The sequence below is a fragment of the Bifidobacterium pseudolongum subsp. globosum genome, assembly GCF_004155535.1.
Lineage (GTDB): Bacteria > Actinomycetota > Actinomycetes > Actinomycetales > Bifidobacteriaceae > Bifidobacterium > Bifidobacterium pseudolongum_C.
Map to the genome: position 1 here is coordinate 273,982 of NZ_RYUH01000010.1, position 25,368 is coordinate 299,349.

Consider the following 25,368-nt stretch of genomic DNA (forward strand, 5'->3'; position numbering starts at 1 on the left):
TCAGGTTCGGATGATCAGTCGTCGTTCGCGGCGTCGTCACCGTACTTTTCGATGATGGCCATCGCCAAACGCTTCTTGGGGATGCGCTGGTCCATCGAGGTCTTCTGAATCCAGCGGAATGCGCCTTGTTCGGAGAAGTTGGCCTTGTCCATGAGCAGTCCCTTGGCACGGTCGACGAGCTTGCGTTCCTCGAGCGTGTCTTGTGTCTTCTTGAGCTTCTCTTCGGCGTCCTTGAGCTTTTCCTGTGTGGCCTGCAGTTCGGTCTCGTTGCGTTCCACACTGTCGAGCAGGTCGTTGATCTCCGCAAAACGCCCCATGGCCACTGCCAAGGCGGGCAGGAGCTTCGATTCCTCATACGGCTTGGTCACATATGCCATCGCTCCCGCGCCGATGGCCTGCTTGACCAAATCCGTCTGCGAGAACGCGGTGAGCATGACAACCGGAGCGATGTTCTCGTCGCAGATCACACCGGCGGCGGTGATGCCGTCCATGTGCGGCATCTTGACGTCCATGCACACCACATCCGGACGCAGCTCGCGGGTCAACGCAATCGCCTCTTCACCGTTGGCCGCCTGCCCTACCACGTCGTACCCGTTGTCTTCGAGCATCGCCACCAGATCCATGCGGTTGACGGATTCGTCTTCGGCCACCACCACGGTGGGGTTGGTGCGCTCCGGTTGGGCGTCGTCCTTCGCTTGCGGCTCGCTTGCCGCCCCATCCTCCTGGTGGGCGATGTCGTCGAGTTCCTCTTCGGTGAGCACTTCCTGCTCATGCTCCTGCTCATTGTGTTCCAGTGTCATAGCAGCCTCTTTCGCGTTGTCAAACCGGCTGGGCCACGCCAACCGACGGTTTCATCGTTCCATCACCATGATGGCCGGCACCTTGCCTTGCGCCTGCGCACCGCCCCATCCCTCATGGACATGCCGGTGCATGCGCGCGCACCGCGTCTGGCACAGCGCCGCCAACCTTGGTGCAAACCATTGCATCAAGTGGTCTCCATGCAGTATAGCGCACACCATGGTGCGCCACGCATGGCACCAATGCCATGGAAAACCGGGCTTCAGCCCAGATGTTCGTCGCCCACCATGTGATTCGGCGCGAAGTACACACGCTGGATGGCGATGATCGACTTCGCGTCGAGGATGGTGCCGTTCTTGACCATGTGGAACGCTTCTTCCGGGGTGAAATAGCGCACGGACGACATCAGGGCGTCATCGTCGTTGCCGGCATGCACCGCCTTGAGCCCCGAAGCGAAGAACAGCGCGGTGTACTGCGTGGAATAGCTCGGGGTGTTGATGAAGCGGCAGAACTGCGTGAGGCGCTCGGCCTCATACCCCACTTCCTCCGCAAGCTTGCGCTTCGCCACATCCAGCGGACGCTCCCCTTGCTTGATGGCATGCCCAGCGGGAATCTCCAGTGTCCAACGGTGCACGGGGATGCGGTATTGCTCGATGAGCGGGATCAGCCCATCGTCGGTCAGACCAATGACCCCGACCGAATCGCCGTTGTTCTTGTGCACGATGAGGCGGTCGAAATGACCGATGTCACGCGAATCGAACGATGTGCGGTCGATGTCGAAGTAATGGCCGGACAGAATGGTCTCACGTGATTCCTCAGTGACAGGAGCGGCGCGCCATGGATCGAACCTGCGGTATGTGGCTTTGCTCATGATGTTCCTTTCAACCTTGAACAGCTGTGTCCATTGTACGCACAGGGTCTTTGCACGTTCCGCACCAGCGAACAAGACCATGTGCCGGACGGCTTCATGAGGTCAGGGCCTGTATTCGAGCAAGTCCCCCGGCGTGCAGCCCAGCGCTTCGCAAATCGCGGCGAGGGTGGAAAAACGGATCGCATTGATGTGGTTGTTCTTGATTTTCGACAGGTTCGCCTGCGTGATGCCCACGCGCCCCGACAACTCGGTCAACGACACCCCGCGTTCAAGCATGATGCGGTCGAGATGCACCACAATATGCGAATCATCGAAGCGCTGTACCATAATCCGCCACGGTCCTTCCACGCTGGTCCCTGCTGCCTGTGCCGTGGCTTCCATACACACGGCGCATATGGTCACCATCGGCACATATGCAAGGAGGCCCGCTTTTCAGCGGGCCTCCGGTTGTGCCCCCGGTGGGACTCGAACCCACACTGTACAGATTTTGAGGCTGTCTCCTCTACCAATTGGGATACAGGGGCGTGCGCCTTGCGGCAACAATTGACGACTATACCACATGCATCGACGGACACACCACACGCTGGCGTATTCATGGCAATGAACGAACCGGGAGACGACTGCGGGCCGGGTACCTGATCATGTAGACACCCGGCCCACAGCGGCTATCGGGGCATTCCAGCCATGTGGAGTGCCTTCAGCGTTTGCAATCAGTCGCAGGCGCCAACCGTGTGCACGTAGATCGTGTCGGTGCGGCCCGGCTTGTGGTCACCCTGGGCGGAGCTGAGCACCACGATCTTGTCGCCGTTGGAGACCTTGCCGGCCTTGCGCAGCACTTCGTCGGTGAACACCATGAGGTCGTTGCGGGACATGTCATGGTAATCCTCGTCGAGCAGCAGGCCTTCGGTGCCCCAGCTCAGCGCGAGCCAGTGGTAGGTGTGCTCGTTGGTCGTCAGGCCGTAGATCGGAGTGGCCGGGCGTTCACGGGAGACGCGGTGCACAGTGGAACCGGTCTGCGTGTAGGCCACGATCGCCTTGGCGTTGAGCTTCTCGGCCAGGTCGACAGCGGCCGACGAGACGGCGCCGGTGCTCGACATGTCGAGGTCCTTGAGCTTCGGAATGCGGTCGAAACCGTGCTCGGTGGCATAGCCGGAGATACGGCTCATCGTCACCACGGTCTCGGTCGGGTATTCACCGACGGCGGTCTCGTTTGACGTCATCGTGGCGTCGGCGCCGTCGAGCACGGCGTTGGCGCAGTCGGAGGCTTCCGCACGGCTCGGCACCGGGGAATGCACCATGGAGCCGAGCACTTCGGTGGCCACGATGACCGGCTTGGCGTACTGGCGCGACAGCTCGATGCAGCGCTTGGTGACAAGCGGCACCTCTTCGAACGGCATTTCCACGGCCATGTCGCCACGGGCGACCATGATGCCGTCGAACACCTTGACGATGTCTTCGAGGTTCTCCACGGCCTGCGGCTTCTCGATCTTGGCGACGATCGGGATGCGGCGACCCTCTTCGTCCATGATCTCGTGGGCTCGGTCGATGTCGGTCGCGAAACGCACGAACGACATGGCGATGATGTCGGCGCCGGTCTGGATGGCCCAGCGCAGGTCGTTCTCGTCCTTCTCGGTCAGGGCGGGCAGCGACACCGCGACGCCCGGCAGGTTGATGCCCTTGTGGCTGGAGACCGGCCCGGCGACAATGACCTTGGTGTGCACGTTGTTGCCTTCGACCTTCGTCACCTCGAGACGGACCTTGCCGTCGTCGATGAGGATCGGGTCACCCGGATGGCAATCGCCCGGCAGGCCCTTGAACGTGGTGGACGTGATGTGTTCATCGCCTTCGACGTCATCGGTCGTGATGATGAACTCCTGGCCTTCCTTGAGCTGCACCTTGTCTTCGCCTTCGGCGTTCTTCTTGAACCAGCCGCAGCGGATCTTGGGGCCCTGAAGATCGACGAGGACCGCCACGTTGCGGCCGGTGGTCTTGGAGGCTTCGCGCACGTTGTTGTACACACGCAGATGGTCTTCCGGGGTGCCGTGCGAGCGGTTGAGACGGGCCACGTCCATTCCCGCTTCGACGAGCGCGGTGAGGTTTTCGAGAGATTCAGTAGCTGGACCGATGGTATCTACGATCTTTGCTTTACGCATGAATGCCTACCTATTCTGTGTTGTTTCTTCGGGGGTCGCCCGAATGCCTTTTTCAGCTTACTCCACGGTGGCGCTTTGGAGTGATTTCGCGGAGCGTCATATGTGAGCGCTCACATTCTCCGTTGTACCGGTATGTGGGTACATCGGGGCACAACCGCGGGTCATTTGGATTCGACGGATTTCATTTTGACGACGCTCGCCAGGGCCGCGCCGCCGATCGCGAGCACAATGACCGCGAGCGAAAGCCATGTCGGCACTTCGGGCACCGCCGTGATCGGCTGCCCGTGGTTGATGAATGGCAATGTGTTGCCGTGCAACGCCTCCAGGATGAGTTTGACACCGATGAATCCGAGCACCACGGAAAGGCCAAGCGGCAGGTAGACGAGTTTGTCAAGCAAGGCCCCAAGCAGGAAGTACAGCTGCTGCAGACCCAGCAGCGCGAAGACGTTCGACGTGAACACAAGGAACGGGTCCTTCGTCAGGCCGAAAATCGCCGGGATCGAGTCAAAGGCGAACATGACGTCGGTCGTGCCGATCGTCAGGAACACGAACAGCATCGGCGTCCAATACTTGACGCCGTTCTTCGTGACGCGCAGCTTCTCCCCCTCGTAGTCGTTGGTGATGCGCGAGAACTTGCGCAGGACGCGGATGAGGGCGTTCTCATGGAACTCCTCGTCGTCGTCCTCGCCGCGCGCCACCTTGACTGCCGTATAGATCAGGAAGGCGCCGAAAAGGAAGAACACCCAGGTGAACCGTTCCACGAGCGCGGCGCCGATGAGGATGAACACGCCTCGCAGCACGAGCGCGATCGTGATGCCGACCGACAATACGAATTTCTGCAGTTTCTTCGGCACGGCGAAATTCGACATGATGATGACGAATACAAAGAGGTTGTCGATGCTGAGCGAGTATTCGGTGAGCCAGCCCGAGTAGAACTCGATGGCGGGCTTGGCCCCGGCGATCCACCAGATCAGACCGCCGAAGACGAGGGCCATCGCCACAAAGAACACGATATGCTGTACGCATTCCTTGGTGGAAGGCACATGCGGGCGCCTGCCCAGCACGAACAGGTCGACGATGAAGAAGGCGGCCAGCACAATGTATGTGCCGATCATGAACGCTACGGGTGTCTCAGCCATAAGCCACAAGCTTACGGAGTGTCGGCGACGGGACTGGAGTCCCGCCGCCATGCGCATCTACCGCTTCGCTTCGGTCATGGCGCGCAGCTCCTTCTTGAGGTCGCGGATCTCGTCGCGCAGGCGCGCCGCAAGCTCGAATTGGAGCTGTTCGGCGGCCGTGTGCATCTGGTCGGAAAGCTGGCGGATCAGATCGGCCAGATCCTGCGCCGGCAACCCCGCCTTGAGGATCTCCTCATGGCGGCGGTCGGCCTCCTCGGCACTGATCGAGGGAACACCCAGATGCGAGTTGCCGGCCTTGTTGGCGTTGCGGTAGCCGCCTTCGAGCAGTGTCTGCGTATCCACGTCCTCTTTCGCGAGCATGTCGTTGACATCGCTGATCTTCTTGATGAGCGGCTTGGGGTCGATGCCATGTTCCTTGTTGTAGGCGATCTGGATCTCGCGGCGGCGGTCGGTCTCCCCGATCGCCTTGTCCATGGCCGCCGTGATCTCGTCGGCGTACATGATCACCGTGCCCGACACATTGCGGGCGGCACGTCCGATCGTCTGGATAAGCGAACGGTACGAGCGCAGGAAGCCCTCCTTGTCCGCGTCGAGGATGGCCACGAGCGAGACCTCGGGCAGATCGAGGCCTTCACGCAGCAGGTTGATGCCAACGATCACGTCGATCTTGCCTTCGCGCAGTTCGCGCAGCAGTTCGACACGCCGCAGCGTATCGACATCGGAATGCAGGTATTCGACCTTGATGCCGCGTTCGAGCAGATAATCGGTCAGGTCCTCGGCCATCTTCTTGGTCAGCGTCGTGACGAGCGTGCGCTCGTGCTTCGCCACGCGGTCCTTGATTTCTGCGAGCAGATCGTCGATCTGACCTTCGACCGGCCGCACCTCGACCTTGGGATCGACCAAGCCGGTCGGGCGGATGATCTGCTCGACCACGCCGTCACTCAAGCCGAGTTCGTAATCACCGGGCGTCGCGGAAAGATAGACGGTCTGCCCCACGCGGTCCAGGAACTCGGGCCATTTGAGCGGCCGGTTGTCCATGGCCGACGGCAGGCGGAAGCCATGCTCGACGAGCGTGCGCTTGCGGCTCGCGTCGCCTTCGTACATCGCGCCGATCTGCGGCACGGTCACATGCGACTCGTCGATGACGAGCAGGAAGTCGTCAGGGAAGAAGTCGAGCAGGGTGTGCGGCGGCGTGCCGGGCGCACGGCCGTCGAAATGGCGCGAATAATTCTCCACGCCCGAGCAGACGCCCACCTGCGCGAGCATCTCAAGATCGTACGTGGTGCGCATGCTCAGGCGCTGCGCCTCGAGCTCCTTGCCCTGTTTGCGCAGTTCGGCCACGCGCTCGTCGAGTTCCTTCTGGATCGAGGTGAGCGCGCGTTCCATGCGCTCCGGGCCCGCCACATAATGCGAGGCCGGGAAGATGTGCACTTCGCTCTCCTGCCCGATCACATCGCCGGTCAGGGGGTGCAGGGTGGAAATGCGGTCGATTTCGTCGCCGAAGAACTCGATGCGGATCGCGAGCTCCTCGTACACCGGGATGATCTCCACCGTGTCGCCGCGCACGCGGAATGTGCCACGGGCAAAGGCGATGTCGTTGCGTTTGTACTGCATGTCGACGAACTGGCGCAGCAACGTGTCGCGATCGATCTGCTGGCCTTCCTTGAGGAACAGCATGCGGCCCGCGTATTCCTCCGGCGTGCCGAGTCCATAGATGCACGAGACCGTGGCGATCACCACGCAGTCGCGCCGCGTGAGCAGATTCGCCGTGGCGGCGTGGCGCAGGCGCTCCACGTCGTCGTTGATGTTGGAATCCTTCTCGATGTAGGTGTCGGTCTGCGGAATGTACGCTTCGGGCTGGTAGTAGTCGTAGTACGAGACGAAGTAGCTGACGGCGTTGTCGGGCATCAGTTCGCGGAACTCCGCGCACAGCTGCGCGGCGAGCGTCTTGTTCGGCTCGATGATCAGTGTGGGACGCTGCAGCCGTTCGATCATCCACGCGGTGGTGGCGGTTTTGCCGGTGCCGGTCGCGCCCATCAGCACGACGTCGTTCTCGCCGTTCTCGATGCGCGTGGCGAGTTCTTCAATCGCTTGGGGCTGGTCGCCGGAAGGCTTGTACGGCGACTTGACCACGAACGGTCTGTTGGTGCGCTCGATATTGAATCCCATGGCGATCCTTACTCCTCGTCGAACCATTCCTCAACGAGGTTATCAACATAATCGAACATCTGTTCTAACGGCTGTGTCGCGTCGATGACGACATTGGCGTACCGCAGCCGGGAGGCGTCACTCCCCTGCTCCCGCACGCGGATCCGCGCCTGCGCCTCAGACATGCCGCGCGTCTCGACGAGCCTGCGCACACGCACTTCCTCCGGCGCCACCACGCAGGCCACGGCGTCGAACGCGAACGGTATCGTCTCCATGACTTCGCCCAGCAACGGAATGTCATGGACGATGACGTGCCTGCGGCCATCGCCGACAAGGACGCGCTCCTTGTTTCGGGCGAGCTCATAGACCTGCGGGTGCATGATGCCATTGAGTGTGGCGACTGCGTTTTGCGGCGCATCATCCCCGAACACACGCCCGGCCAACGCGCGGCGGTCGACACCGCCCTGATCGTTCAGGATGCCGGGACCGAACGCCTCCACAAGCGGGTTGATCGCCGGCGAGCATGGTTCCTGCAGGATATGTGCAAGGAAGTCGTAATCAATCACATCGGCGCCGTCTTGGGCCATTCTGGCCGCGACAGTGCTTTTGCCTGCGGCGATGCCGCCCGTGAGCGCGATGCGCACGAACCGTTTCCCTTCGATGGTCTGCATGAGATGCCTCCTTATGTGCGCACACCACTCACAGGTCCCATATGGCAGGAGGCGCCATGCGCGCGTTGCGCATGGCGCCTCCTGCATCGAAGCTAGAGCTCAGCTGCTCACTTCTTCTCGCTCAGCAGCTGCTCACGCAGAGCGGCCAGCTGGTCGGAATCGGCGAGCGTGCCGGTGGACTCGGTCTCGGACGAGTAGTTCGAGGTTTCCTCGACCTTCTCTTCGTTGGCCGCGTTCTGGCCGTCCTCGGCGGCCGAAGCCTCGGCGTTCTCGAGTTCCTTCGCGACGAATTCCTTGTGCTGCTCCCACAGATCGTGAGCGGCGGCGTACTGGGATTCCCATTCCTCGCGCTGCTTCTCGTAACCGGGGATCCACTCGTTGGTGTTCGGGTCGAAGCCTTCCGGATACTTGTAGTTGCCTTCCTCGTCGTACTCCGCCGGCATGCCGTAGAGTGCCGGATCGAAGTCCTCGGAGCTCGGATCAACGGAGTCGTTGGCCTGCTTGAGCGACAGCGAGATGCGGCGACGGTCGAGATCGACGTCGATGACCTTGACGAAGACCTCTTCGCCCGGCTTGACCACGGTCTCGGGGTTCTCGACGTGGCGGTTGGCGAGCTCGGAGATGTGCACGAGGCCTTCGATGCCGTCTTCGACGGAGATGAAGACACCGAACTGCACGATCTTGGTGACCTTGCCACGCACGATCTGGCCGGGGACGTGGGTGCGCGCAAAGCGCTGCCACGGATCTTCCTGGGTGGCCTTGAGCGACAGCGAGATGCGCTCGCGGTCGAGATCGACGTCGAGCACCTCGACGGTGACCTTGTCGCCGACCTTGACGACCTCGGACGGGTGGTCGATGTGCTTCCAGGACAGCTCGGAGACGTGGATCAGGCCGTCAACACCGCCCAGATCGACGAATGCGCCGAAGTTGACGATGGAGGACACCACACCTTCGCGGATCTGGCCCTTCTTGAGCTGCGAGAGGAAGGTCTCGCGCACTTCGGACTGGGTCTCCTCGAGGTACTGGCGGCGGGACAGGACCACATTGTTGCGGTTCTTGTCGAGCTCCAGGATCTTGGCCTTGATCTTCTGGCCAATGTACGGCGACAGATCGCGGACGCGACGCATCTCGACGAGCGAGGCCGGCAGGAAGCCACGCAGACCGATGTCGACGATGAGGCCGCCCTTGACGGCTTCGATGACGGTGCCTTCGACAACGCCGTCCTCTTCCTTGATCTTCTCGATGTCGCCCCAAGCGCGCTCGTACTGTGCACGCTTCTTGGACAGGATCAGACGTCCTTCCTTGTCTTCCTTGGTGACGACAAGGGCTTCGATGGTGTCGCCGACCTTGACGACCTCATCCGGATCGACGTCCTTCTTGATGGAAAGCTCACGGGAGGGGATGACACCCTCGGTCTTGTAGCCGATGTCCAGGAGGACTTCGTCGCGATCGACCTTGACGACGGTGCCTTCAACCAGATCACCATCGCTGAAGTTCTTGATGGTGGAATCGACTGCCTTGATGAAGTCGTCGACGGTGCCGATGTCGTTGATGGCGACCTTTTCGACTTCTGTATTGTTCTGTGCCATTAATGTGGTTCTTACAAATAGTTGGATGGATAGGTTCGTTCTTCAGTTATGCGTCAGGCCGGCCTTTCAGTCAGCCAATCACCTATACTAACCGCAACCATGCCCAAATCATTCCATGGATTTCGGGCGTGTCGCGGGTGCTTCAGGCAAGCCCGGCCCAGCGCTCCGCGGCCTCGACCACGTTGCGCAGCAGCATGGCCCGGGTCATCGGCCCCACCCCGCCTGGATTGGGGGTGTATGCGCCGGCCACATCGTAACAGCCGTGATCCACGTCACCCTTGATGCGCATGCGGCCCGTCTGGTCGTCATAAACCCGCGAGACACCCACATCGACGAGCACCGCACCGGGCTTGACGTCTTCGGGTGTGACAAACCCCGCCTTGCCCACCGCCGCGACCACCACATCCGCCGAACGGATGTGGGAGGCCACGTCCCGCGTGCCGGTATGGCACAGCGTGACGGTGGCATCCACTTCGCGCCGCGTGAGCATCAGGCCGATGGTACGGCCAATCGTGATGCCACGCCCCAGCACGCACACCTCCTTGCCATGCAGGTCCACGCCGTAATGGTCGAGCAGCTCAATCACACCACGGGGCGTGCACGGCAGTGGCGTGGTCAAAGGTCCGCTCGTATGCAGCACGAGTTCGCCGAGATTGAACGGGTGCATGCCATCGGCGTCCTTGGCCGGGTCGATCGCATCGATGACGGCATTGGCGTCAATGCCCTGCGGCAGCGGCAACTGCACAATATATCCAGTGCATGCGGGATCGGCGTTGAGCGCGCCGACGACGTCGAGCAGCTCCTCCTGCGTGGTGTCCGCCGGCAAATCGTGCCTGATCGAGGCGATGCCGATTTCCTCGCAATCCTTGTGCTTGCCGGCAACGTATTTGACCGAGCCCGCGTCTTCGCCCACAAGCACCGTGCCGAGCCCGGGAACCACGCCATGGGCGCGCAGACGCTGTACACGCTCAGCCAAATCGGCCTTCACTTGCGCCGCCACCGCTTTGCCGTCGAGTATGATTGCCATGAGAAAAGCACCTTTCCTGTTCGATTCGCTTCGCCATATCGTAGGACGTGGGGAGCCCGCGCCGCCGTGCCGTCTCATGATGGTGCGGCATACGGGATGCATCGCATCAACGGAGGACAACACCATGACGCACACACGATTCCATTCACGCATCCGCATGGCCATGGGAGCGCTGTGCGCCATGGCCATGGTGCTGGCGGCAGCCGCCTGCAGCTTCAACCCGCAGCCTGAGCACCCCACTGCGAGTGCGTCGCAGACCACCACAGGCCCCATCACGCTCGTCGCCTCCCTCAACCAATGGGGGTCGCTTGCCGCCGCGATCGGCGGTGATGACGTGAAGGTGACGTCGATCCTCTCCTCGACCACGGTCGACGCCCATGACTTCGAACCCACGGCGCAGGATGTGAAGGCGTTGCACAACGCCGATGTGGCGCTCGTCAACGGCGCCGGCTACGACACCTGGGCGAGCAAGAACATGGCGTCGTCCACAACGTGCATCTCCGTGAGCGACATCGTGGGCGCCATGGATGGCGACAACCCCCACCTGTGGTTCTCACGCGACGCCCGCTTCGCCATCGCGAGCGAACTGGCCGACACGTTCAGCCGCCTGCGTCCGGACGAGAAGAAGACGTTCTCGAAGAACCTCAAAGCATGGCAGACGCGTGAAGACACGCTGGAACGCCATATCCACGAGTTCAGCAAGGCGCATCCGGATACGACGTACGCCGCCACCGAGGACGTGGCGTATTACCTCATGAGCGACATGGGGTTCGAGGACCGCACGCCGCAGGGGTACACGCAGGCGATGATGAACGACGCCGAGCCCACCGCCGCGGACATGCGCGATTTCAAGGCATTGCTCGCCGACGATGGTGTGGACCTGTTCATCAACGGCGCACAGACCGCCACCGAACTGACCGACGGCCTTGTCAAGGACGCCCGGAACGCGAAGATTCCGGTGCAGACCGTCACCGAGCAGATGCCCAGCAATTACAAGACCCTTACCGACTGGATCGAGGTGCTCTTCACACAGATCACCGAAAAAGTCGATCCGTCGTTCGTCCCCTCGGCTGAGGATGATGAGTCCGCATCGAGCGAGAACCCCAGCCCGCAGGCGAGCACGGACACCAGTTCACCTGCGGACGCCGACTGAGCGGCGCCGAGACGTACACACTGCACGCAAAGGAGCACTGATGGAACAGACGCGCACGCGCGTCACCGCGGACGATCCATGCATCGTCTGCACCGACGCCGCGATCCGCCGCGGTGACACCACCATATGGAGCCATGGCACCTTCGCCATCCCCCGCGGCACCGTGACCGCGGTCGTCGGCACGAACGGCGCCGGCAAGACGACGCTGCTCAACGCCGAACTGGGGTTGATCCCACTGTCGCATGGCAGCATGCGCGTGCTTGGCGGAGCGCCGGGCACGAACAACGCGCGCATCGGCTATGTGCCGCAAAGCTATACGTCAGACATCGACTCGAGCCTGACCGCCGAACAATCCGTGCTTTTGGGGTTGACCGGCACCCGGTTCGGCATCCACCCTGTCACGCGGGCGCAGCGGGCGAAGACGCGTGAGGCCATGGAGTTCACCGGCATCGCCGACAAAGCGAAACTGCGCCTGTCCGAACTGTCGGGGGGCCTGCGCCAACGTGTCGCCATCGCCCAGGCTCTCGTGAGCGATCCCGAACTGTTGATGCTCGACGAACCGCTCGCCAACCTCGACTTGGCGAGCCAACGCGCCACGGTGCGCATCCTCGCGCAGCTCAATTCCGAGCTCGGCATGACGATCCAGATCGTCGCCCATGACCTCAACATGCTGCTGCCCATCCTGGATGGTGCAGTGTACCTGCTTGATGGGCACCCGCATTACGCCCGCCTCGACCAGGTGCTCGACTCCGATCTGCTCACCCACCTGTACGGCACGACGGTGCAGGTCGTGACCACCCCGCAGGGCGACATGTTCGTGACTCCGGCGCTCACCAGGCCGGATGCTTCCGCCGACACGCACCGCACCGATGAAGTCGCGCAATTCCATCACCATGAATACGACCACGACCGCGCACAGTAGACGGTAGAAAGACCTTGTGCACATGAATTCACTCACCTACGACCCGCAGTGGGTCTCGACCATCACGTCCCCCTTCATGCTCAACGCGTTCATCGCCGGGCTGTGCATCGCGCTCGCCGCCGGCGTGGTGGGGTATTTCACCATCGCACGCAATTCGACGTTCGCGGCGCACGCCTTGGCGCACATCGGCCTGCCCGGCGCCACGGGGGCGGTGCTGCTGGGGCTTCCCGTCTCGTTCGGCATGGGCGCGTTCGCGCTTGGCGGCGCCTTGGTGATCGCGGCCCTGGGCAAACGCGCCTCGCAACGCGAGATCGCCACAGGGACCGTGCTCGCCTTCGCCACCGGCCTTGGCCTGTTCTTCGCCCGTATGTCCAGCTCCGCCTCACAGCAGTTCCAATCCATCCTGTTCGGATCCATCCTCACGGTCACCCCAGGTCAGATCATCGGATTCGCGGTATTCGATGTGGTGCTGCTGGCCGTGCTTGCCGTCACGTACCGCCCCCTGCTGTTCAGTTCGCTTGACGAGCAGGTGGCCCAGGCGAAGGGCGTGCCGATCGGACTGATGAATGTGCTGTTCATGGCGGTGCTCGCCGGGGTGATCACGATCGCCGTGCCGGCTGTGGGTACGTTGCTTATCTTCGCGCTTGTGGTGACCCCCGCCGCCACCGCCACGATGGTCACGACCACGCCGATGCGCGCGATTGTCGTCTCCACCGCCCTGTGCCTCGTGTCGATCTGGGGTGGACTGGTGCTGTCGGCGATGTTCCCCGCTCCCCCGAGCTTCATCATCGTCGCGCTCTCCACACTGTTCTGGGGCATTGCGAAAGGCATCGAGGCGGCGCGCCACCGCACGACGTGAGTTGCAGGCGCGTCTCTACCGCACTTCGACGAGCGCGGTGGCCGTGGCGGCGATGCCTTCGCCGCGGCCGGTGAAGCCCATGCCATCGGTCGTGGTGGCGGTCAGTGAGACCTGACATCCGCAGATCGCGGACAGCTGCGCTTCGGCTTGGGCACGCCGGGGTCCAAGTTTTGGCCGGTTGCCGATGACACACACGGCGATGCTGCACGGGACGCACCGATGGTCGTGTAGATGTTCCATCGTACGGGTGAGCATCGCGGTACCGCTCATGCCAGCGCCTTGAGACGATTCTCCCACACCGAACAATGTGCCGATGTCACCCAGATGGGCCGCAGAGAGCAGCGCGTCGATCATGGCGTGCACCACCACGTCACCATCGGAATCACCTTCGATTCCGTTGCCGCTCCACGCAAGGGTTGCGAGCATAAGGGGCCGGGGATCACGCTCGTCGGCGAACCGATGCGCGTCGAACCCCTGCCCCATGCGCAACGATTCGTTCACTTCTTCTTCGACTTCTTGTTTTCGGACTCCAGACGGGCCAACGTGTCGGCGGCGGCCTCTTCAGGGGCCTGCGTGTGATGGTCCTCGTCGCCCGGCTGCGGCTCGGAGTAGCCGAGGTTGACGTCGAGCAGACGCTGCGCCTCTTCCTCCTCGAGTTTCTCCGACAGGGCGATCTCGGATGTCAGAATGCTGCGGGCCTTGGTGAGCATACGCTTTTCGCCCGCGGAAAGACCATGTTCGTCCACGTCTCGCTGCGCGAGGTCACGCACAACCTCGGCGATCTTGTTCACGTCGCCGGTCGAGATCTTCTCGACGTTCAGCTTGTAGCGACGCGACCAGTTCATCTCTTTCTCGATGATCGGCGTGCGCAGAATCTCGAAGACCTTCGCCACCTCGTCACCGTCGACAATGTCGCGCACGCCGACCTTCTTGACGTTGTCCACCGGCACGAAGATCTCCAGATCGTCGCTTGACAAGACCGAAAGCTTGAGGTACTCACGGGTCACACCCTTGACCGTTCGTTCGGTCACGGCTTGGACCTTCGCCGCACCGTGACGTGGATACACGACCATGTCGCCGACCTTGTAACCCATGAATCCTCCGTGAGAATAACCATAAAACCCGAACAATTATGGCACTTTCGGTGGACTTGTGAAGTTTTGTTGAAAAAACAGGCGTAATTTACGCAAAACGCGCTCCATGAGCGCCGCGACTGGCTTATTCTCGTTACATGACTAACAATACATTTGATATTCAGGCCATCGTCCCAGTCAACGACGATCAGCTGGACGCAGTGAGCCATGCTGCCTTCTACAACCCCCACGAAATCCTCGGTGGGCATCTCGGCTCCGGCCAGTACGAGGGCACGTGCACCATCCGTGTACTGCGCCCGAAGGCCCAGTCGGTGACGATCGTCACCAAGGACGGTGAGACGCAGGCCCAGCCGGAGCACAACGGTGTCTTCGTCGCCGTTGTGCCGGCCGTGAAGACCGACAACGGCTACAGTGTTCCCGACTACCGCATCCGCACCGTCGCAGAAGATGGCACGACGAGCACGCAGGACGACCCCTACCGCTATCTGCCCACAGTGGGCGACATGGACCTCTACCTGTTCGGCGAGGGGCGCCATGAACGCCTGTGGGAGGCGATGGGCGCACACGTGAAGCGCTACGACGACGCCATGGGTTCCGCGGACGGCACCGAAGGCGGACAGGTCGTCGGCACTGCATTCACCGTCTGGGCGCCGAACGCCCACGCCGTGCGTGTGGTCGGCGATTTCAACAATTGGGACGGCACCACCCACGCCATGCGCGAACTCGGTTCCTCGGGCGTCTGGGAGCTCTTCGTGCCGGGCGTGCAGGCCGGTGAGATCTACAAGTACCACATCCTCAACGCTTACAACAATTGGGAGATGAAGGCCGATCCGATGGAACGCTCGCATGAGATTCCACCGCGCACCGGCTCGATCGTGGTGGAATCGTCGCACACCTGGGATGATGACGAGTGGATGTCCAAGCGCGCGGCCACCGATCCGCACGAGGGTCCGATGAGCATCTACGAGGTGCACGCCAACAGCTGGCGTTCCGACGTGCATGACTACCGTGAGCTCGCCGACGAACTCGTGCCGTACGTGCTCAAGCTCGGGTACACCCATGTGGAGTTCATGCCGCTTGAGGAATACCCGTACTCCGGATCGTGGGGCTATCAGGTCACCGGCTATTATGCGGTGGATTCCCGTCTCGGCGGCCCCGACGACTTCAAGTACCTGGTGGACAAGTTCCATCAGGCGGGCATCGGCATCATCATGGACTGGGTGCCGGCGCACTTCCCCAAGGACGCCTTCGCGCTCGGCCGTTTCGATGGCACCCCGCTGTATGAGGACCCGGACCCGACGCGTGGCGAGCACCCGGACTGGGGCACCTACATCTTCAATTTCGGCCGCCGTGAGGTGCGCAACTTCCTCGTGGCGGACGCCTGCTTCTGGCTCGACGAATACCACATCGACGGCCTGCGCGTGGATGCGGTGTCGTCCATGCTGTACCTCGACTACAGCCGCGAACCGGGCCAATGGCACCCGAACAAGTTCGGTGGCCGCGAGAACCTCGAGGCGATCGACTTCATCAAGGAGGCCAATGCCACGGCGTACAAGAACAACCCCGGCATCGTCATGATCGCCGAGGAATCGACCGCGTACCCGGGCGTGACGGCCCCGACCGACCAAGGCGGCCTGGGTTATGGCCTCAAGTGGAACATGGGCTGGATGCACGACACGCTCGAATACCTGCATGAACAGCCGATCAACCGCAAGTGGCACCACGACGAGATCACCTTCTCGATGGTCTACGCCTATTCGGAGCATTATGTGCTGCCGATCAGCCACGATGAGGTCGTCTACGGCAAGGGCTCGCTCTTCGGCAAGATGCCGGGCGATGATTGGCAGCGGTACGCCGGCGTGCGCGCATTGTTCGCGTACCAGTGGGCACACCCGGGCAAGAACCTGTCGTTCATGGGCAATGAACTGGCACAGTATGGCGAATGGGACTACAACAGCCAGCTGGATTGGAACTGCCTGAACTGGCCGGACCACCGTGGCGTACAGGATCTGGTATGCGACCTCAACAAGCTGTATGTGCAGTCGCCAGCCCTGTGGAGCCAGGACTTCACCCCCGATGGCTTCCAGTGGCTCACGAGTGACGACAGCGACCACAATGTGCTGAGCTTCATGCGCATCGGCAAGAACGGCGAGCAGATGGTGGTCGTGGTGAACTTCTCGGGAACCGCCTGGCAGGAATACCAGGTGCCGCTGCCGCAGGGCGGCCGTTGGCGTGAGGTACTCACCACGGATGACAAGAAATACGGCGGTTCCGATATCCACAACACCGACATCGAAGCCAACGCGGGCGCGTACCACTCACGTGATTGGTCCACTCGTATCACTGTTCCGGCGCTGGGAGCCGTATTCCTGGTTCCGGACAACCAATGAGAGTAAGGACCAGAAGTCATGGCTTCCAAAAATGACAAACCTTCGCATACCGTCCTGGTCGTCGAAGACGAGCCGACACTCGCCTCGTCGATCGCTCAGCGGCTTTCGTCTGAAGGATGGGATGTGCGTGTGGCACAGGATGGCATCAGCGCCATTCGCGCGGCGGCGCAGGTGCACCCCGACCTCGTCGTCATGGATGTGATGCTCCCGGGCATCGACGGCGTCGAGGCCACCAAGCGCATCGTGGCGCACCGCCCGGTGCCTGTGCTCATGCTCACCGCGCGTGACGAGGAGACCGATGTCATCATCGGCCTGAGCGCCGGTGCGGACGATTACATGACCAAGCCGTTTTCGATGCGTGAGCTGCTGGCGCGCTGCAAGGCGCTGTTGCGCCGTGTGGAACGCGCCAAAGTGATCGCCAAGAACAGCGAGGACGCGAAGATCCTCGATTTCGGCTCGATTGTAATCGACCCGGCCACACGCCGTGTGACGCTCAACGACGAAGCCGTGCATCTGACCCCGACCGAATTCGACCTGCTCACGACCTTGGCGCGCAAGCCGAAGTCCGTGCTGACGCGCGAGCAGCTGCTCGAAGAGGTCTGGGACTGGGTCGACGCCTCCGGTACCCGCACTGTCGATTCGCATGTCAAGGCCCTGCGCCACAAGCTGGGTTCCAACACGATCAGGACCGTGCATGGGGTCGGCTACGCGTTTGAACCGCCGGAGCAGTGATGCCGACCACCAAATCCGGGATGGGGCGTGACGACGCACAACGCGACACCAAACGCCCCATCTCATTACGCGCAGAACTGACCATCCTGATCGTCGTTTCGAGCGTTTTGGCGTTCGTGCTCGCATGGATCGCCACGATGCTCGGATTGAACGGATGGATCGCACTGCCAATCGCCATCGCCGCGACGCTAGTGTTCACGTACGTCACCTCCCGGCATCTGACCCGTCCACTGTCCCAGATGATCGGTGCGGTGCAGGCCATGGCCGAAGGTGATTATTCCGCCCGCGTGCACATCAAGAAGAACAGCCGTGACGAAGTGGGCGAACTCGCCGATGCGTTCAACATCATGGCGGACGAACTCGAGCATGCCGACCAGATGCGGCGCGACATGATCGCCAACGTCAGCCATGAATTGCGTACACCGGTCTCGGCGCTGCAGGCGATGGTCGAGAACATGGCGGATGGCATCGTGGAACCGACCCCCGCGAACTTGGAGAGCATCCTCACACAGACCCACCGGCTTTCGGACCTCATCTCGTTCCTGCTGGACCTGTCACGTCTGGAAGCGGGCGCCGCAAGCCTGGAGATCGCGCCGATCAACCTCGCCGAGTTCATCAGCGAGACCATCGGGCCGCTCGAATACGCGGACACCGGCCATGGGCACACAATCGAACAGCGGATTCCCGATGACCTCAACCTGGAGGGCGACGAGGCACGGCTGCACCAGCTCTTCACCAACATCATCGCCAACGCGCTGAAGCATTCGCCCGACAACACGGCGATCCTGATCGAGGCCCACGGCGACGGCACGAACGACACCGTCGTGGTCAATGTGGTCAACTTCGGGTCGCATATCCCCGAATCGGTCCGCAACGACATCTTCCGCCGCTTCGTCAAAGGCAAGTCCGGCCCGGGAACCGAATCGGGCGGCACCGGCCTCGGCCTGTCCATCGCGCGTTGGGCGGCGCAACTCCATGGCGGCACCGTGCAGGTCATCGACGACCCCCGCGGCGTCAACTTCGAAATCGTGTTGCCCTGCTATCCGCAGATCGCCGAACAGGGCGACGACGAATCATGATCGATCCGGTGCCCGCGGCGGCGTATGGGCGAGGGCCAGCGCCGCGAGCACCGGATTGCCTTGTGCGCGCAGGACATCGATGCATTCGCGCATCGTGGCTCCCGACGTGACGATGTCATCGATGACGATGACCGGCATGCCTGCAGGCAAACGCACACCATTGCGGCAACGGATATGGCCGGTGACACGTTCACGCCTCCCCCGCGCGGACGCCGTCTGCACCGATTTGGTGCGTATGTGCCTGACCTCAAGTGCACACTGCACGCGCGCTTCCACTCCCCACGCGCACAACCGCTCGGCCAACGCCCCGGCGATCGGGTCAAGCTGACTGCGCCCCCGCGCGCAGATGGATCGCCACGACGACGGCGCAGGCACAACGGCCACAGCCCCCACTTGGTCGAGCGTGCTGCGCAACGGCTCGGCCTGCAGCAACGCCACCATGGCGTCACTGAACGGACCGTCGCATTCGGCGTCGCCATGGTCTTTCCATGCGAGCACCGCACGCCGCAACGGACCGCGATAGCTCCCGCACGCCATGCCGACCCCACACACCGTAGCCGGCAGATCGAAGCACACCGGCTGCACCAGACCGTGCATGCATGTGCCGCAGAGCACTTCATCCGGTGCGCCGCACCCCGCGCAGCCACGCGAGAACAGCACATCCCGTACAGCGCGCACGGCGCCTGTCAGTGCGCCGGCCGCGCCTGCCAGGCCGTTCATGCCATGCGCGGCTGGTGTGTGCCGTACCAGTCGATGATCGCGGTGCACAGGCGCAACGTCTCCTCTGGGCCGGTGACCCGAATGGCCATTGTGCCCGCTTTCGCCGCAGGGTAGTCGTTGCCGTCGGGGTCCAGCCTGTCACCGACGAACATCATCGACCCCACCGGCACATCGAGGATGCGCGCGAGCTCGCGTACGGCATAGGATTTGTCGATGCCACGGCCGGACACATCCACGCTTGTGGAGCCGCCGGAACGCACCAGAAGATGTGGTACGTCCCGCTGCACCGCCTGCGCGAGCCTGTTCTTCTTCTCATTGGTGGGATCCCAAGCCTCTTTGGCGTCCACGGGCGCTTGTTGGCCCAACGCGGAAAACGTGATCTGGCTGCCGCGGTCCTCGATGCGGTCGCCCCATGTGTGTTCCTCCCACAATCCCATGGCGCGGGCATGGTGTTCCAGCGATGCGATGGCCGCCCGACGGTCTTCGGGGTCGAGGTCACGCTGGTAGATGGGGGTCCATTCCCCTCCGGACCACCGGAAATAGCGGGTGCCGGTCGTGGGCATGAGATGGAGGTGCGTGCGGTCGGCATCGTCGGTGAGCACGTCGGTGACCTGGCTTTCCAGCAGCGGCATGGCGCCACCGGAGATGATGGCCACCGGCATCAGGGTCGTCAGCGTGGACAGCGCCTGCGCCATGTCCGGGTGCATCGGCTTCTTGGAACGGGCGAGGGTGCCGTCCAGGTCGAAGGCGGCCACACGCATCTTCTCGCATAGCGCATTGATGTCCACCTGCGCGCAATCCACGCTCACCGGTTCGCTCATGTTGCCTCCTTGTGTGACGGCAGGTCTTCCGTACAGTAGCTGTCTATCGTAGCATTGCCGTGCCGATGGCTTACAGTTGGAGGCATGCTACAACCTCCATGGAACGCCAAAGTCTACCGCAACCGTCATGGACGCGGGCTGCGCCGGCCGATGTTCGGCACGCGCCTGCCGCGGTACCGCACCAGAAGCGGCATGTTCGACGACATGGTGGTGGCCCAGATCCGCCGGCTGTCCGAAGCGTGGCCGGATCTGGTGGCACCGCTGCAGTTCGCCGTCGAGGATGTGCCGCCATCTGAGCCGGCGCCGTGGGAATCGGAACCGATGTTGTTCTCGCAGGGGTTCCCCGCCGAGCATGGCATACCGGCGCGCGTGGTGCTGTACCGCATGCCGTTGCAGGCCCACTCCCCCAACCGCATGGATCTGCAGTTCGCCATCCGCGATGAGCTTGTGGTGCGCATCGCTGAGCTCTACGGGCGTAGGCCTGACGAGATCGACCCCGATTTCGGTACCTGATGTCTGGTTCAGCGCACGATGGATGCGTCGTTTCGGGCGGTGACGGTCTGGCGTTGCACTTCCAACGATGCGGCGGGCAGGTATGCGATGCCGGCCAGACCGCTTTCGTCGATGGAGTCGTTCGTAAGGAACGCCCCCCATACCAACGATCCGGACTTCCCGGTCGTCTCCACCGCCACGACGCCTTTGCCGATGTCACCAGGGGTCAGTGTGACGGCCGAATTGGCGTCTACCTCCACCTCATGATCCCCTACCCGTTTGCCGGAGGCATCGTACCCCACGAAGGTCGCCGTGGCCTGCGACTCCTCCATGTTGGCGACCACCATATTCGCCGAGACATCTGCAGGAATCGCCAGTGCGGCTTGTTGTGTGGCCGGTTCGGCATTCACCACTGCATAATCCCGCTGTCCCTCGTCGCCGGAAGCCGTCACGCGCATCGCCAGCATGCAATCGTCATCGCTCTGCGCATAGACGGCAACCGCGCCCTTCGGCGCCTTCCCCACATCGTGGGTGGCCACCACGCCGGCGGCGATGGAGAACGAATCCATTGCCACAAGACCATGGTCGGTGATCCACGACAAGGTGACCTTCGTGTCGTGGCGCGCAAACGCATACACCGCGGCACCGTTCCATTCCTCCCCGATGGGCATGGCCTGCTCCGTCGAGGCGCTCCTCAACGGCATGATGAAGTCATTGCCCTTCGGTGTCAGCCCGTCCATCGCCACTGACCGGATCACCGCGCCGATCGGCGTGTTCTGGCTCGTGGCCGTGACATACAACGCCTGCTGTCCAGGGGCCGCGGCATTGAGCATGACGGTGCTGCGCCCATTGGCTGGAACGGTCACGGTGCTCGACGTGGCGAGCGCGATTTTCTCGCCCTCTGTGCCCCATGCGGCGATATCCACGGACGTCGGTTTGTCGGATGTGTTGGCGAGCATGAGCTGCTGTGTGTTTCCTGTGGTAGTGGCGGGCACCAGGAACCGCTGCTGCAACTGGGTGGTGACGCATGACGAGGCCGCCACACCCGGAAGATCGCCTTCAGTGGCCCACGATGCGAGAGCCCCTGTGGCCCCGGTGCCGCTTTGGGCGCTGAGCACACGGGTCTCCAGCACCGAAGGGTCTTTCGCGTTCTGTGCGGATGAGACGTAGGCCACCGTGCCGTCATCCTGGGTGGGGCTTTCGAGCACGTCCGCATCCACGCCTTCGGCATCGGTGAGGTTGCGCGACTGCGCATGGAAAATCGATCCGAACGCGGCGTAGCGGCGCCTCGATTGCAGATTGCCGACACTGGCCTGGAACTCCGTGTCGCCGAAGGCCTCGGTGTCAGCCAACCCCATCTGCGCGGGGCAGTACTGCACGATCTGCTTGGGGCTGACCGTCTCCCGCACCTCAACATTGGAGACTTGCGCCGTGTCCGCGCCCACGCCTTCGACCGGCAATACGGTCAGCCCCACAATGAGCGCCGCCACAATGGCACCTGTGGCGGTCGTGGCGATCGCTTTGCGCGCATGGTGCGCCTGGTCGATCGGCTTGCGGTTGGTGTGCGCGTTCATTCCTGTTCCTCCTTTGCGGCGGTGCGGCGCCGTGGAATGGCCACAAGGCAGTACAGCACCACGATGATGCCGAGGCACCAGAGCCATGCGGAACGCCACGGGCTGTGCTGGACCAGATGCTGTGCGCTGGCGTCGATGTGCTGGCTGGGGGTGGCGTTGAGCGTCAAACGGAAATAGGTGCCGTCAGTGCTGCCCACAACCGATTGCGTGCCTTGCGACGCCGTGACGTTGGCGAGCAATTGCTCGCTCGCGCGGGCGCTGATATCACCGGATGCACCGGTGACCACATAGATGCCGCCGAATCCCAGATCGCTCAACATGGCGATGGCATCGTCATCGCTGTTCGCCAGCAGATGCGCGCTCAACCGGGCCAATTGCTCATCGTCCGTGTCATGCTGCAGACCGTACGCCGCGCTCACCCGGTATGCCGGCGAGCTGTCGATCAGATCGCCGCGCCCTGTGCGCATGACCGAGTATTCGATGGTGCCATTGCCGCTCGCGCGCAACGCGAGGACGCGGCGGTCGCTCTGCTGGTCCAGATAGTCGCGTGCGACCATCGGCAAGCCCGAACCGGTGATGCCAATGCCATCGCGGGCAGCGATGGACCAGCCATACCAGCAGCATGAGGCCGTGGCCACGGCGAGCAGCACGGCGATGGCCGCGCGCCCGATACGGCCGGCGGAGAATGGCGATGCAGGCTCTTCCGTGAACCGATTGAACGGTTTGACCGCCGAGCCCGCCATCAACGCCGCCGAACCGAGAAGTCCGCATGCGGCGAGCGCCACACCGGGTAGCACCGAGCCGCCGGCCACACCGTAGGGCATAACAGCCACGACAACGGCTGCGGAAACGATGGCGAGCGCGAATCCGCAGATCGCCACCGTCCACAGGATCCGGCATGCGCGGAACATGGACGGGCGGAACAGGGCGACGATGGCGACGATGACGATCAGGATCATCGTGATGATGATGCACGCGTCGCGGATGCCGTCCGGTGTGGCCCATGCCGACCATGTCTGCGGTGCGTCGATGCCGAAGGTGCGCCAGATGAGCGCGTTGAGGTTGAGGATCTTCGGGGTGCCGTTCACCGTGGCGACCGGCACCATGATGTCGCCGAACAGCTGGCGCCACATGCCGTCGGCCCCGTACCGCACGGCGTTGACGAGCGTCGGCGCCAACGCGAAGGCCGCCGGGAACGGAATCAGCAGCAGCATGAGGCGGTGGCGGCGCACGAAGACGAGGAACGCCACGAAGATCACGATGAGCGCCAGCAACAATTGCGGTTCGGCCGCGACGGCGGGGATGAACATGAGGGCGGACGCCGCTGCGGCTTGGATCGATGAGCGCGGGTTGACGGGGGCTTCGGTGCGGTACAGGCCGACCGCCTTGAACGACAACGCCAATGCGCCGGGCAGGAACACCATGACGGTGAGCATCGGCAGGTTCGCTTCGGCGTAGAGTCCGAAGGCGAGCGCGCATCCGTACCACAGCAGGCCGCACAGCACACGGACGGTGTCGGAGCGGGTGACCACGCCGGCGAGCGCCCAGAACGACAGCACGCACAATGGCGCCGAGAGGAAGAAGATGAGTGCCATCGCCACACTCACATGACCACCGGTGCACACGCTGCATACCATGAGCACAAGGAGCCATGGCGTTGGGGGCACTGGGATGCCGGTGCCGATGCCGAACACCCATGGCGTGGTGGCCGATTCCACCAGTTGACGGAATGTCGCATCGGTCGGCAGCAGCTGGTTGGAGTACATCGAAGTGTCGGCGAACGCGTACCGCAGAATGCCCCAGTACATGATGACGGTGCAAATCAAGGCAAGCAGCGCCGCTGTGGCCGCAAGCGCCCAGCGCCGGATGAGGCGCGCACGCAGATGGGCGGTGGCAAGCGGGTCGAGCACCACATTGTTGCATTGGTCGTTGAATGCGTCGATGCGCGCATGCCATTGCCGGATCTGCTGCCGGTCGGCGGTCAACGGCGCCAAGGCACGCCGGGGCACGGTGCTCACCTTCTTGAGGCGGTGGCGTGCGCTGAGCGCCCCGGGAATGCCGCAGAGCGCGATCCAAGGCATGCACAGCGTGCACCACGCACGGTATGGGTTTTTACGAAACAGCAGGCGGATGGCGCTCGCGGCCGCGATGATGAGGCCGGCGATCCAGGCCAATGGCCACCACAAGGCGTTGATGTCGGTATACCGGTACTTCTGTTCACCGGAAAGCTGTGCCATCGAAGTGTTGGTGGCATCATCCTGATCGATCGGTTCGCCGCCTTTGGACCGCACGCCGTCCCACCGGGCGCGACGGTGCGCGATACGGGCCTGCGGCACGACGACCACACGCTTGCCGTTGCGGCACAACCTACGGCAGAAGTCGTCGGATTCGTCGAATGTGCCGAACCACGGATTGACGCCGTCCACGACGGTCACCGTGTTCACCGGCACGAGGGCGCCGGCGAGCGAGACAGCGAACACGTCACGGCGTGTGTCATATTGCTCCTGATCGGGTTCGCCGTCCACGACGAGCGTCGTCACACGGTGTGAGGCGGCATAGGCACCGACCGCATGCAGGTGTGCGCCTTCCCAGTCGAGTTGTTTGGCGCCGAGCAACGCGGCGGTGGGTGTGTTGCGCCACGCGTCGAGCAAAGCCTCGAGGCAGCGGTCGTCGGCCGGCCGCGAATCGTCGTGCAACAGCCACAGCATCTTCGTCGAGGTGTCGACCTGCGCGGTGCGCAGCACCTTGGCCACCGCGTCCGCAAACGATTTGGCCTGGGTCACGCGCACAAGCTGCACGCTGATGCGTTGCGGTTCCGGCACCTCCTGATAGACCTCGGCCACTGTGGGGATGATCTCGAAACTGGTCTGCACGGACTGGACGGTGTTCCCAGAGCAATCGGCGATGACGATCGTCGACGGCAACACGCTTTGCCGCAGCACCGATGCCAACGTGCGGGGCAGGAAACGCAGGTCGTGCTCCACGGTGATCACCGCGGTGACGTTCGTCACCGCCCGCTGGTCGTGTGAGTATGGGCGCGATGCCAACGCCTCGCCGATCACTTGCTGGATCTCGCTGTTACCTGAGAGGGTCATAGTTGACAGTGTACGCAACAGGGTATATTCACCCGCCCGCA

22 protein-coding genes and 1 tRNA gene are annotated in these 25,368 nt (G+C 62.8%); 7 read left to right on the top strand and 16 right to left on the bottom strand.

Features of this window, described 5'->3' with window-relative positions:
- Positions 1–14: 14 nt before the first annotated feature.
- The 10 genes from PG2093B_RS05385 to PG2093B_RS05430 form a co-directional block, all read right to left on the bottom strand.
- Positions 15–800, bottom strand: coding sequence for an ANTAR domain-containing response regulator (locus tag PG2093B_RS05385; protein WP_129897612.1), 786 nt, complete (start codon positions 798–800; stop codon positions 15–17).
- A 260-nt stretch (positions 801–1,060) separates the two neighbouring features.
- Entirely contained in the window at positions 1,061–1,669 is a 609-nt protein-coding gene (locus PG2093B_RS05390) for an NUDIX domain-containing protein (RefSeq protein ID WP_129897613.1), read from the bottom strand.
- Between the two features lie 102 nt (positions 1,670–1,771).
- Positions 1,772–1,996, bottom strand: a complete 225-nt coding sequence (locus PG2093B_RS05395; protein WP_129897614.1) for a helix-turn-helix domain-containing protein — start codon at positions 1,994–1,996, stop codon at positions 1,772–1,774.
- A gap of 123 nt (positions 1,997–2,119) precedes the next feature.
- A tRNA-Leu gene (locus PG2093B_RS05400) sits at positions 2,120–2,193 on the bottom strand.
- 186 nt (positions 2,194–2,379) lie between these two features.
- On the bottom strand, positions 2,380–3,822 hold the full coding sequence (gene pyk / locus PG2093B_RS05405) for a pyruvate kinase (RefSeq protein WP_026643180.1): 1,443 nt from the start codon (positions 3,820–3,822) through the stop codon (positions 2,380–2,382).
- A gap of 161 nt (positions 3,823–3,983) precedes the next feature.
- Positions 3,984–4,961 carry a TerC family protein gene (locus PG2093B_RS05410; protein WP_129897615.1) on the bottom strand — a complete coding sequence of 326 codons (978 nt, stop codon included), beginning with the start codon at positions 4,959–4,961 and terminating at the stop codon, positions 3,984–3,986.
- A gap of 57 nt (positions 4,962–5,018) precedes the next feature.
- A complete protein-coding gene (uvrB, locus tag PG2093B_RS05415) occupies positions 5,019–7,130 on the bottom strand; it encodes an excinuclease ABC subunit UvrB (protein ID WP_129897616.1) in 2,112 nt (703 codons plus the stop codon).
- A gap of 8 nt (positions 7,131–7,138) precedes the next feature.
- The gene (coaE, locus tag PG2093B_RS05420; RefSeq protein WP_129897617.1) at positions 7,139–7,780 is read right to left on the bottom strand and encodes a dephospho-CoA kinase; all 642 of its coding nucleotides are present in this window, start codon (positions 7,778–7,780) and stop codon (positions 7,139–7,141) included.
- Between the two features lie 107 nt (positions 7,781–7,887).
- Positions 7,888–9,369, bottom strand: a complete 1,482-nt coding sequence (rpsA, locus tag PG2093B_RS05425) for a 30S ribosomal protein S1 (RefSeq protein WP_022858591.1) — start codon at positions 9,367–9,369, stop codon at positions 7,888–7,890.
- A gap of 142 nt (positions 9,370–9,511) precedes the next feature.
- Positions 9,512–10,396: a bifunctional methylenetetrahydrofolate dehydrogenase/methenyltetrahydrofolate cyclohydrolase gene (locus PG2093B_RS05430; protein ID WP_129897618.1), complete on the bottom strand. Its 885-nt coding sequence runs from the start codon at positions 10,394–10,396 to the stop codon at positions 9,512–9,514.
- Positions 10,397–10,520: 124 nt separating this feature from the next.
- Here PG2093B_RS05430 and PG2093B_RS05435 point away from each other — a divergent pair, with 124 nt between their 5' ends.
- From PG2093B_RS05435 to PG2093B_RS05445, 3 genes are read left to right on the top strand one after another with little or no spacing between them, the layout of a single operon-like run.
- On the top strand, positions 10,521–11,549 hold the full coding sequence (locus PG2093B_RS05435) for a metal ABC transporter solute-binding protein, Zn/Mn family (RefSeq protein WP_242502830.1): 1,029 nt from the start codon (positions 10,521–10,523) through the stop codon (positions 11,547–11,549).
- 40 nt (positions 11,550–11,589) lie between these two features.
- Positions 11,590–12,471 carry an ABC transporter ATP-binding protein gene (locus PG2093B_RS05440; RefSeq protein WP_129897619.1) on the top strand — a complete coding sequence of 294 codons (882 nt, stop codon included), beginning with the start codon at positions 11,590–11,592 and terminating at the stop codon, positions 12,469–12,471.
- Between the two features lie 22 nt (positions 12,472–12,493).
- Complete coding sequence (locus tag PG2093B_RS05445) at positions 12,494–13,330, top strand: metal ABC transporter permease (RefSeq protein WP_129897716.1); 837 nt, start codon at positions 12,494–12,496, stop codon at positions 13,328–13,330.
- Positions 13,331–13,345: 15 nt separating this feature from the next.
- Here PG2093B_RS05445 and ispF read toward each other — a convergent pair whose 3' ends face one another.
- Together ispF and PG2093B_RS05455 are read right to left on the bottom strand one after the other, a co-directional pair.
- A complete protein-coding gene (gene ispF, locus PG2093B_RS05450) occupies positions 13,346–13,813 on the bottom strand; it encodes a 2-C-methyl-D-erythritol 2,4-cyclodiphosphate synthase (protein WP_207215000.1) in 468 nt (155 codons plus the stop codon).
- Between the two features lie 14 nt (positions 13,814–13,827).
- Positions 13,828–14,424 carry a CarD family transcriptional regulator gene (locus tag PG2093B_RS05455; protein WP_022858597.1) on the bottom strand — a complete coding sequence of 199 codons (597 nt, stop codon included), beginning with the start codon at positions 14,422–14,424 and terminating at the stop codon, positions 13,828–13,830.
- Positions 14,425–14,561: 137 nt separating this feature from the next.
- On the opposite strand from PG2093B_RS05455, the gene glgB reads away from it, so the two are divergent.
- The 3 genes from glgB to PG2093B_RS05470 are packed head-to-tail and all read left to right on the top strand — an operon-like array spanning position 14,562 to position 18,625.
- A complete protein-coding gene (gene glgB, locus PG2093B_RS05460; RefSeq protein WP_129897620.1) occupies positions 14,562–16,814 on the top strand; it encodes a 1,4-alpha-glucan branching protein GlgB in 2,253 nt (750 codons plus the stop codon).
- An 18-nt stretch (positions 16,815–16,832) separates the two neighbouring features.
- Positions 16,833–17,546, top strand: a complete 714-nt coding sequence (locus PG2093B_RS05465; protein WP_129897621.1) for a response regulator transcription factor — start codon at positions 16,833–16,835, stop codon at positions 17,544–17,546.
- On the top strand, positions 17,546–18,625 hold the full coding sequence (locus PG2093B_RS05470; protein ID WP_129897622.1) for a sensor histidine kinase: 1,080 nt from the start codon (positions 17,546–17,548) through the stop codon (positions 18,623–18,625). Before PG2093B_RS05465 ends, PG2093B_RS05470 begins: the two co-directional genes overlap by 1 nt.
- Here PG2093B_RS05470 and PG2093B_RS05475 read toward each other — a convergent pair.
- Positions 18,620–19,345, bottom strand: a complete 726-nt coding sequence (locus PG2093B_RS05475; RefSeq protein ID WP_129897623.1) for a ComF family protein — start codon at positions 19,343–19,345, stop codon at positions 18,620–18,622. The two genes, PG2093B_RS05470 and PG2093B_RS05475, sit on opposite strands and share 6 nt — an antisense overlap.
- The gene (locus PG2093B_RS05480; protein WP_129897624.1) at positions 19,342–20,166 is read right to left on the bottom strand and encodes an HAD-IIB family hydrolase; all 825 of its coding nucleotides are present in this window, start codon (positions 20,164–20,166) and stop codon (positions 19,342–19,344) included. The genes PG2093B_RS05475 and PG2093B_RS05480 overlap by 4 nt, the downstream gene beginning before the upstream one ends.
- A gap of 84 nt (positions 20,167–20,250) precedes the next feature.
- Here PG2093B_RS05480 and PG2093B_RS05485 point away from each other — a divergent pair, with 84 nt between their 5' ends.
- Entirely contained in the window at positions 20,251–20,679 is a 429-nt protein-coding gene (locus PG2093B_RS05485) for a metallopeptidase family protein (protein ID WP_022858603.1), read from the top strand.
- An 8-nt stretch (positions 20,680–20,687) separates the two neighbouring features.
- Here PG2093B_RS05485 and PG2093B_RS05490 read toward each other — a convergent pair whose 3' ends face one another.
- Positions 20,688–22,232 (bottom strand): DUF5719 family protein, encoded by a 1,545-nt coding sequence (locus tag PG2093B_RS05490; RefSeq protein ID WP_129897625.1) that lies wholly within the window; start codon positions 22,230–22,232, stop codon positions 20,688–20,690.
- The gene (locus PG2093B_RS05495; protein WP_129897626.1) at positions 22,229–25,327 is read right to left on the bottom strand and encodes a glycosyltransferase family 2 protein; all 3,099 of its coding nucleotides are present in this window, start codon (positions 25,325–25,327) and stop codon (positions 22,229–22,231) included. The genes PG2093B_RS05490 and PG2093B_RS05495 overlap by 4 nt, the downstream gene beginning before the upstream one ends.
- Between the last annotated feature and the right edge of the window lie 41 nt (positions 25,328–25,368).

Coding starts and splice junctions, on each gene's coding strand:
- PG2093B_RS05385 (WP_129897612.1), bottom strand. CDS start 800: ATGACACTGGAACACAATGAGCAGGAGCATGAGCAGGAAGTGCTCACC.
- PG2093B_RS05390 (WP_129897613.1), bottom strand. CDS start 1,669: ATGAGCAAAGCCACATACCGCAGGTTCGATCCATGGCGCGCCGCTCCT.
- PG2093B_RS05395 (WP_129897614.1), bottom strand. CDS start 1,996: ATGGTACAGCGCTTCGATGATTCGCATATTGTGGTGCATCTCGACCGC.
- pyk (WP_026643180.1), bottom strand. CDS start 3,822: ATGCGTAAAGCAAAGATCGTAGATACCATCGGTCCAGCTACTGAATCT.
- PG2093B_RS05410 (WP_129897615.1), bottom strand. CDS start 4,961: ATGGCTGAGACACCCGTAGCGTTCATGATCGGCACATACATTGTGCTG.
- uvrB (WP_129897616.1), bottom strand. CDS start 7,130: ATGGGATTCAATATCGAGCGCACCAACAGACCGTTCGTGGTCAAGTCG.
- coaE (WP_129897617.1), bottom strand. CDS start 7,780: ATGCAGACCATCGAAGGGAAACGGTTCGTGCGCATCGCGCTCACGGGC.
- rpsA (WP_022858591.1), bottom strand. CDS start 9,369: ATGGCACAGAACAATACAGAAGTCGAAAAGGTCGCCATCAACGACATC.
- PG2093B_RS05430 (WP_129897618.1), bottom strand. CDS start 10,396: ATGGCAATCATACTCGACGGCAAAGCGGTGGCGGCGCAAGTGAAGGCC.
- PG2093B_RS05435 (WP_242502830.1), top strand. CDS start 10,521: ATGACGCACACACGATTCCATTCACGCATCCGCATGGCCATGGGAGCG.
- PG2093B_RS05440 (WP_129897619.1), top strand. CDS start 11,590: ATGGAACAGACGCGCACGCGCGTCACCGCGGACGATCCATGCATCGTC.
- PG2093B_RS05445 (WP_129897716.1), top strand. CDS start 12,494: ATGAATTCACTCACCTACGACCCGCAGTGGGTCTCGACCATCACGTCC.
- ispF (WP_207215000.1), bottom strand. CDS start 13,813: ATGGGGCAGGGGTTCGACGCGCATCGGTTCGCCGACGAGCGTGATCCC.
- PG2093B_RS05455 (WP_022858597.1), bottom strand. CDS start 14,424: ATGGGTTACAAGGTCGGCGACATGGTCGTGTATCCACGTCACGGTGCG.
- glgB (WP_129897620.1), top strand. CDS start 14,562: ATGACTAACAATACATTTGATATTCAGGCCATCGTCCCAGTCAACGAC.
- PG2093B_RS05465 (WP_129897621.1), top strand. CDS start 16,833: ATGGCTTCCAAAAATGACAAACCTTCGCATACCGTCCTGGTCGTCGAA.
- PG2093B_RS05470 (WP_129897622.1), top strand. CDS start 17,546: ATGCCGACCACCAAATCCGGGATGGGGCGTGACGACGCACAACGCGAC.
- PG2093B_RS05475 (WP_129897623.1), bottom strand. CDS start 19,345: ATGAACGGCCTGGCAGGCGCGGCCGGCGCACTGACAGGCGCCGTGCGC.
- PG2093B_RS05480 (WP_129897624.1), bottom strand. CDS start 20,166: ATGAGCGAACCGGTGAGCGTGGATTGCGCGCAGGTGGACATCAATGCG.
- PG2093B_RS05485 (WP_022858603.1), top strand. CDS start 20,251: ATGCTACAACCTCCATGGAACGCCAAAGTCTACCGCAACCGTCATGGA.
- PG2093B_RS05490 (WP_129897625.1), bottom strand. CDS start 22,232: ATGAACGCGCACACCAACCGCAAGCCGATCGACCAGGCGCACCATGCG.
- PG2093B_RS05495 (WP_129897626.1), bottom strand. CDS start 25,327: ATGACCCTCTCAGGTAACAGCGAGATCCAGCAAGTGATCGGCGAGGCG.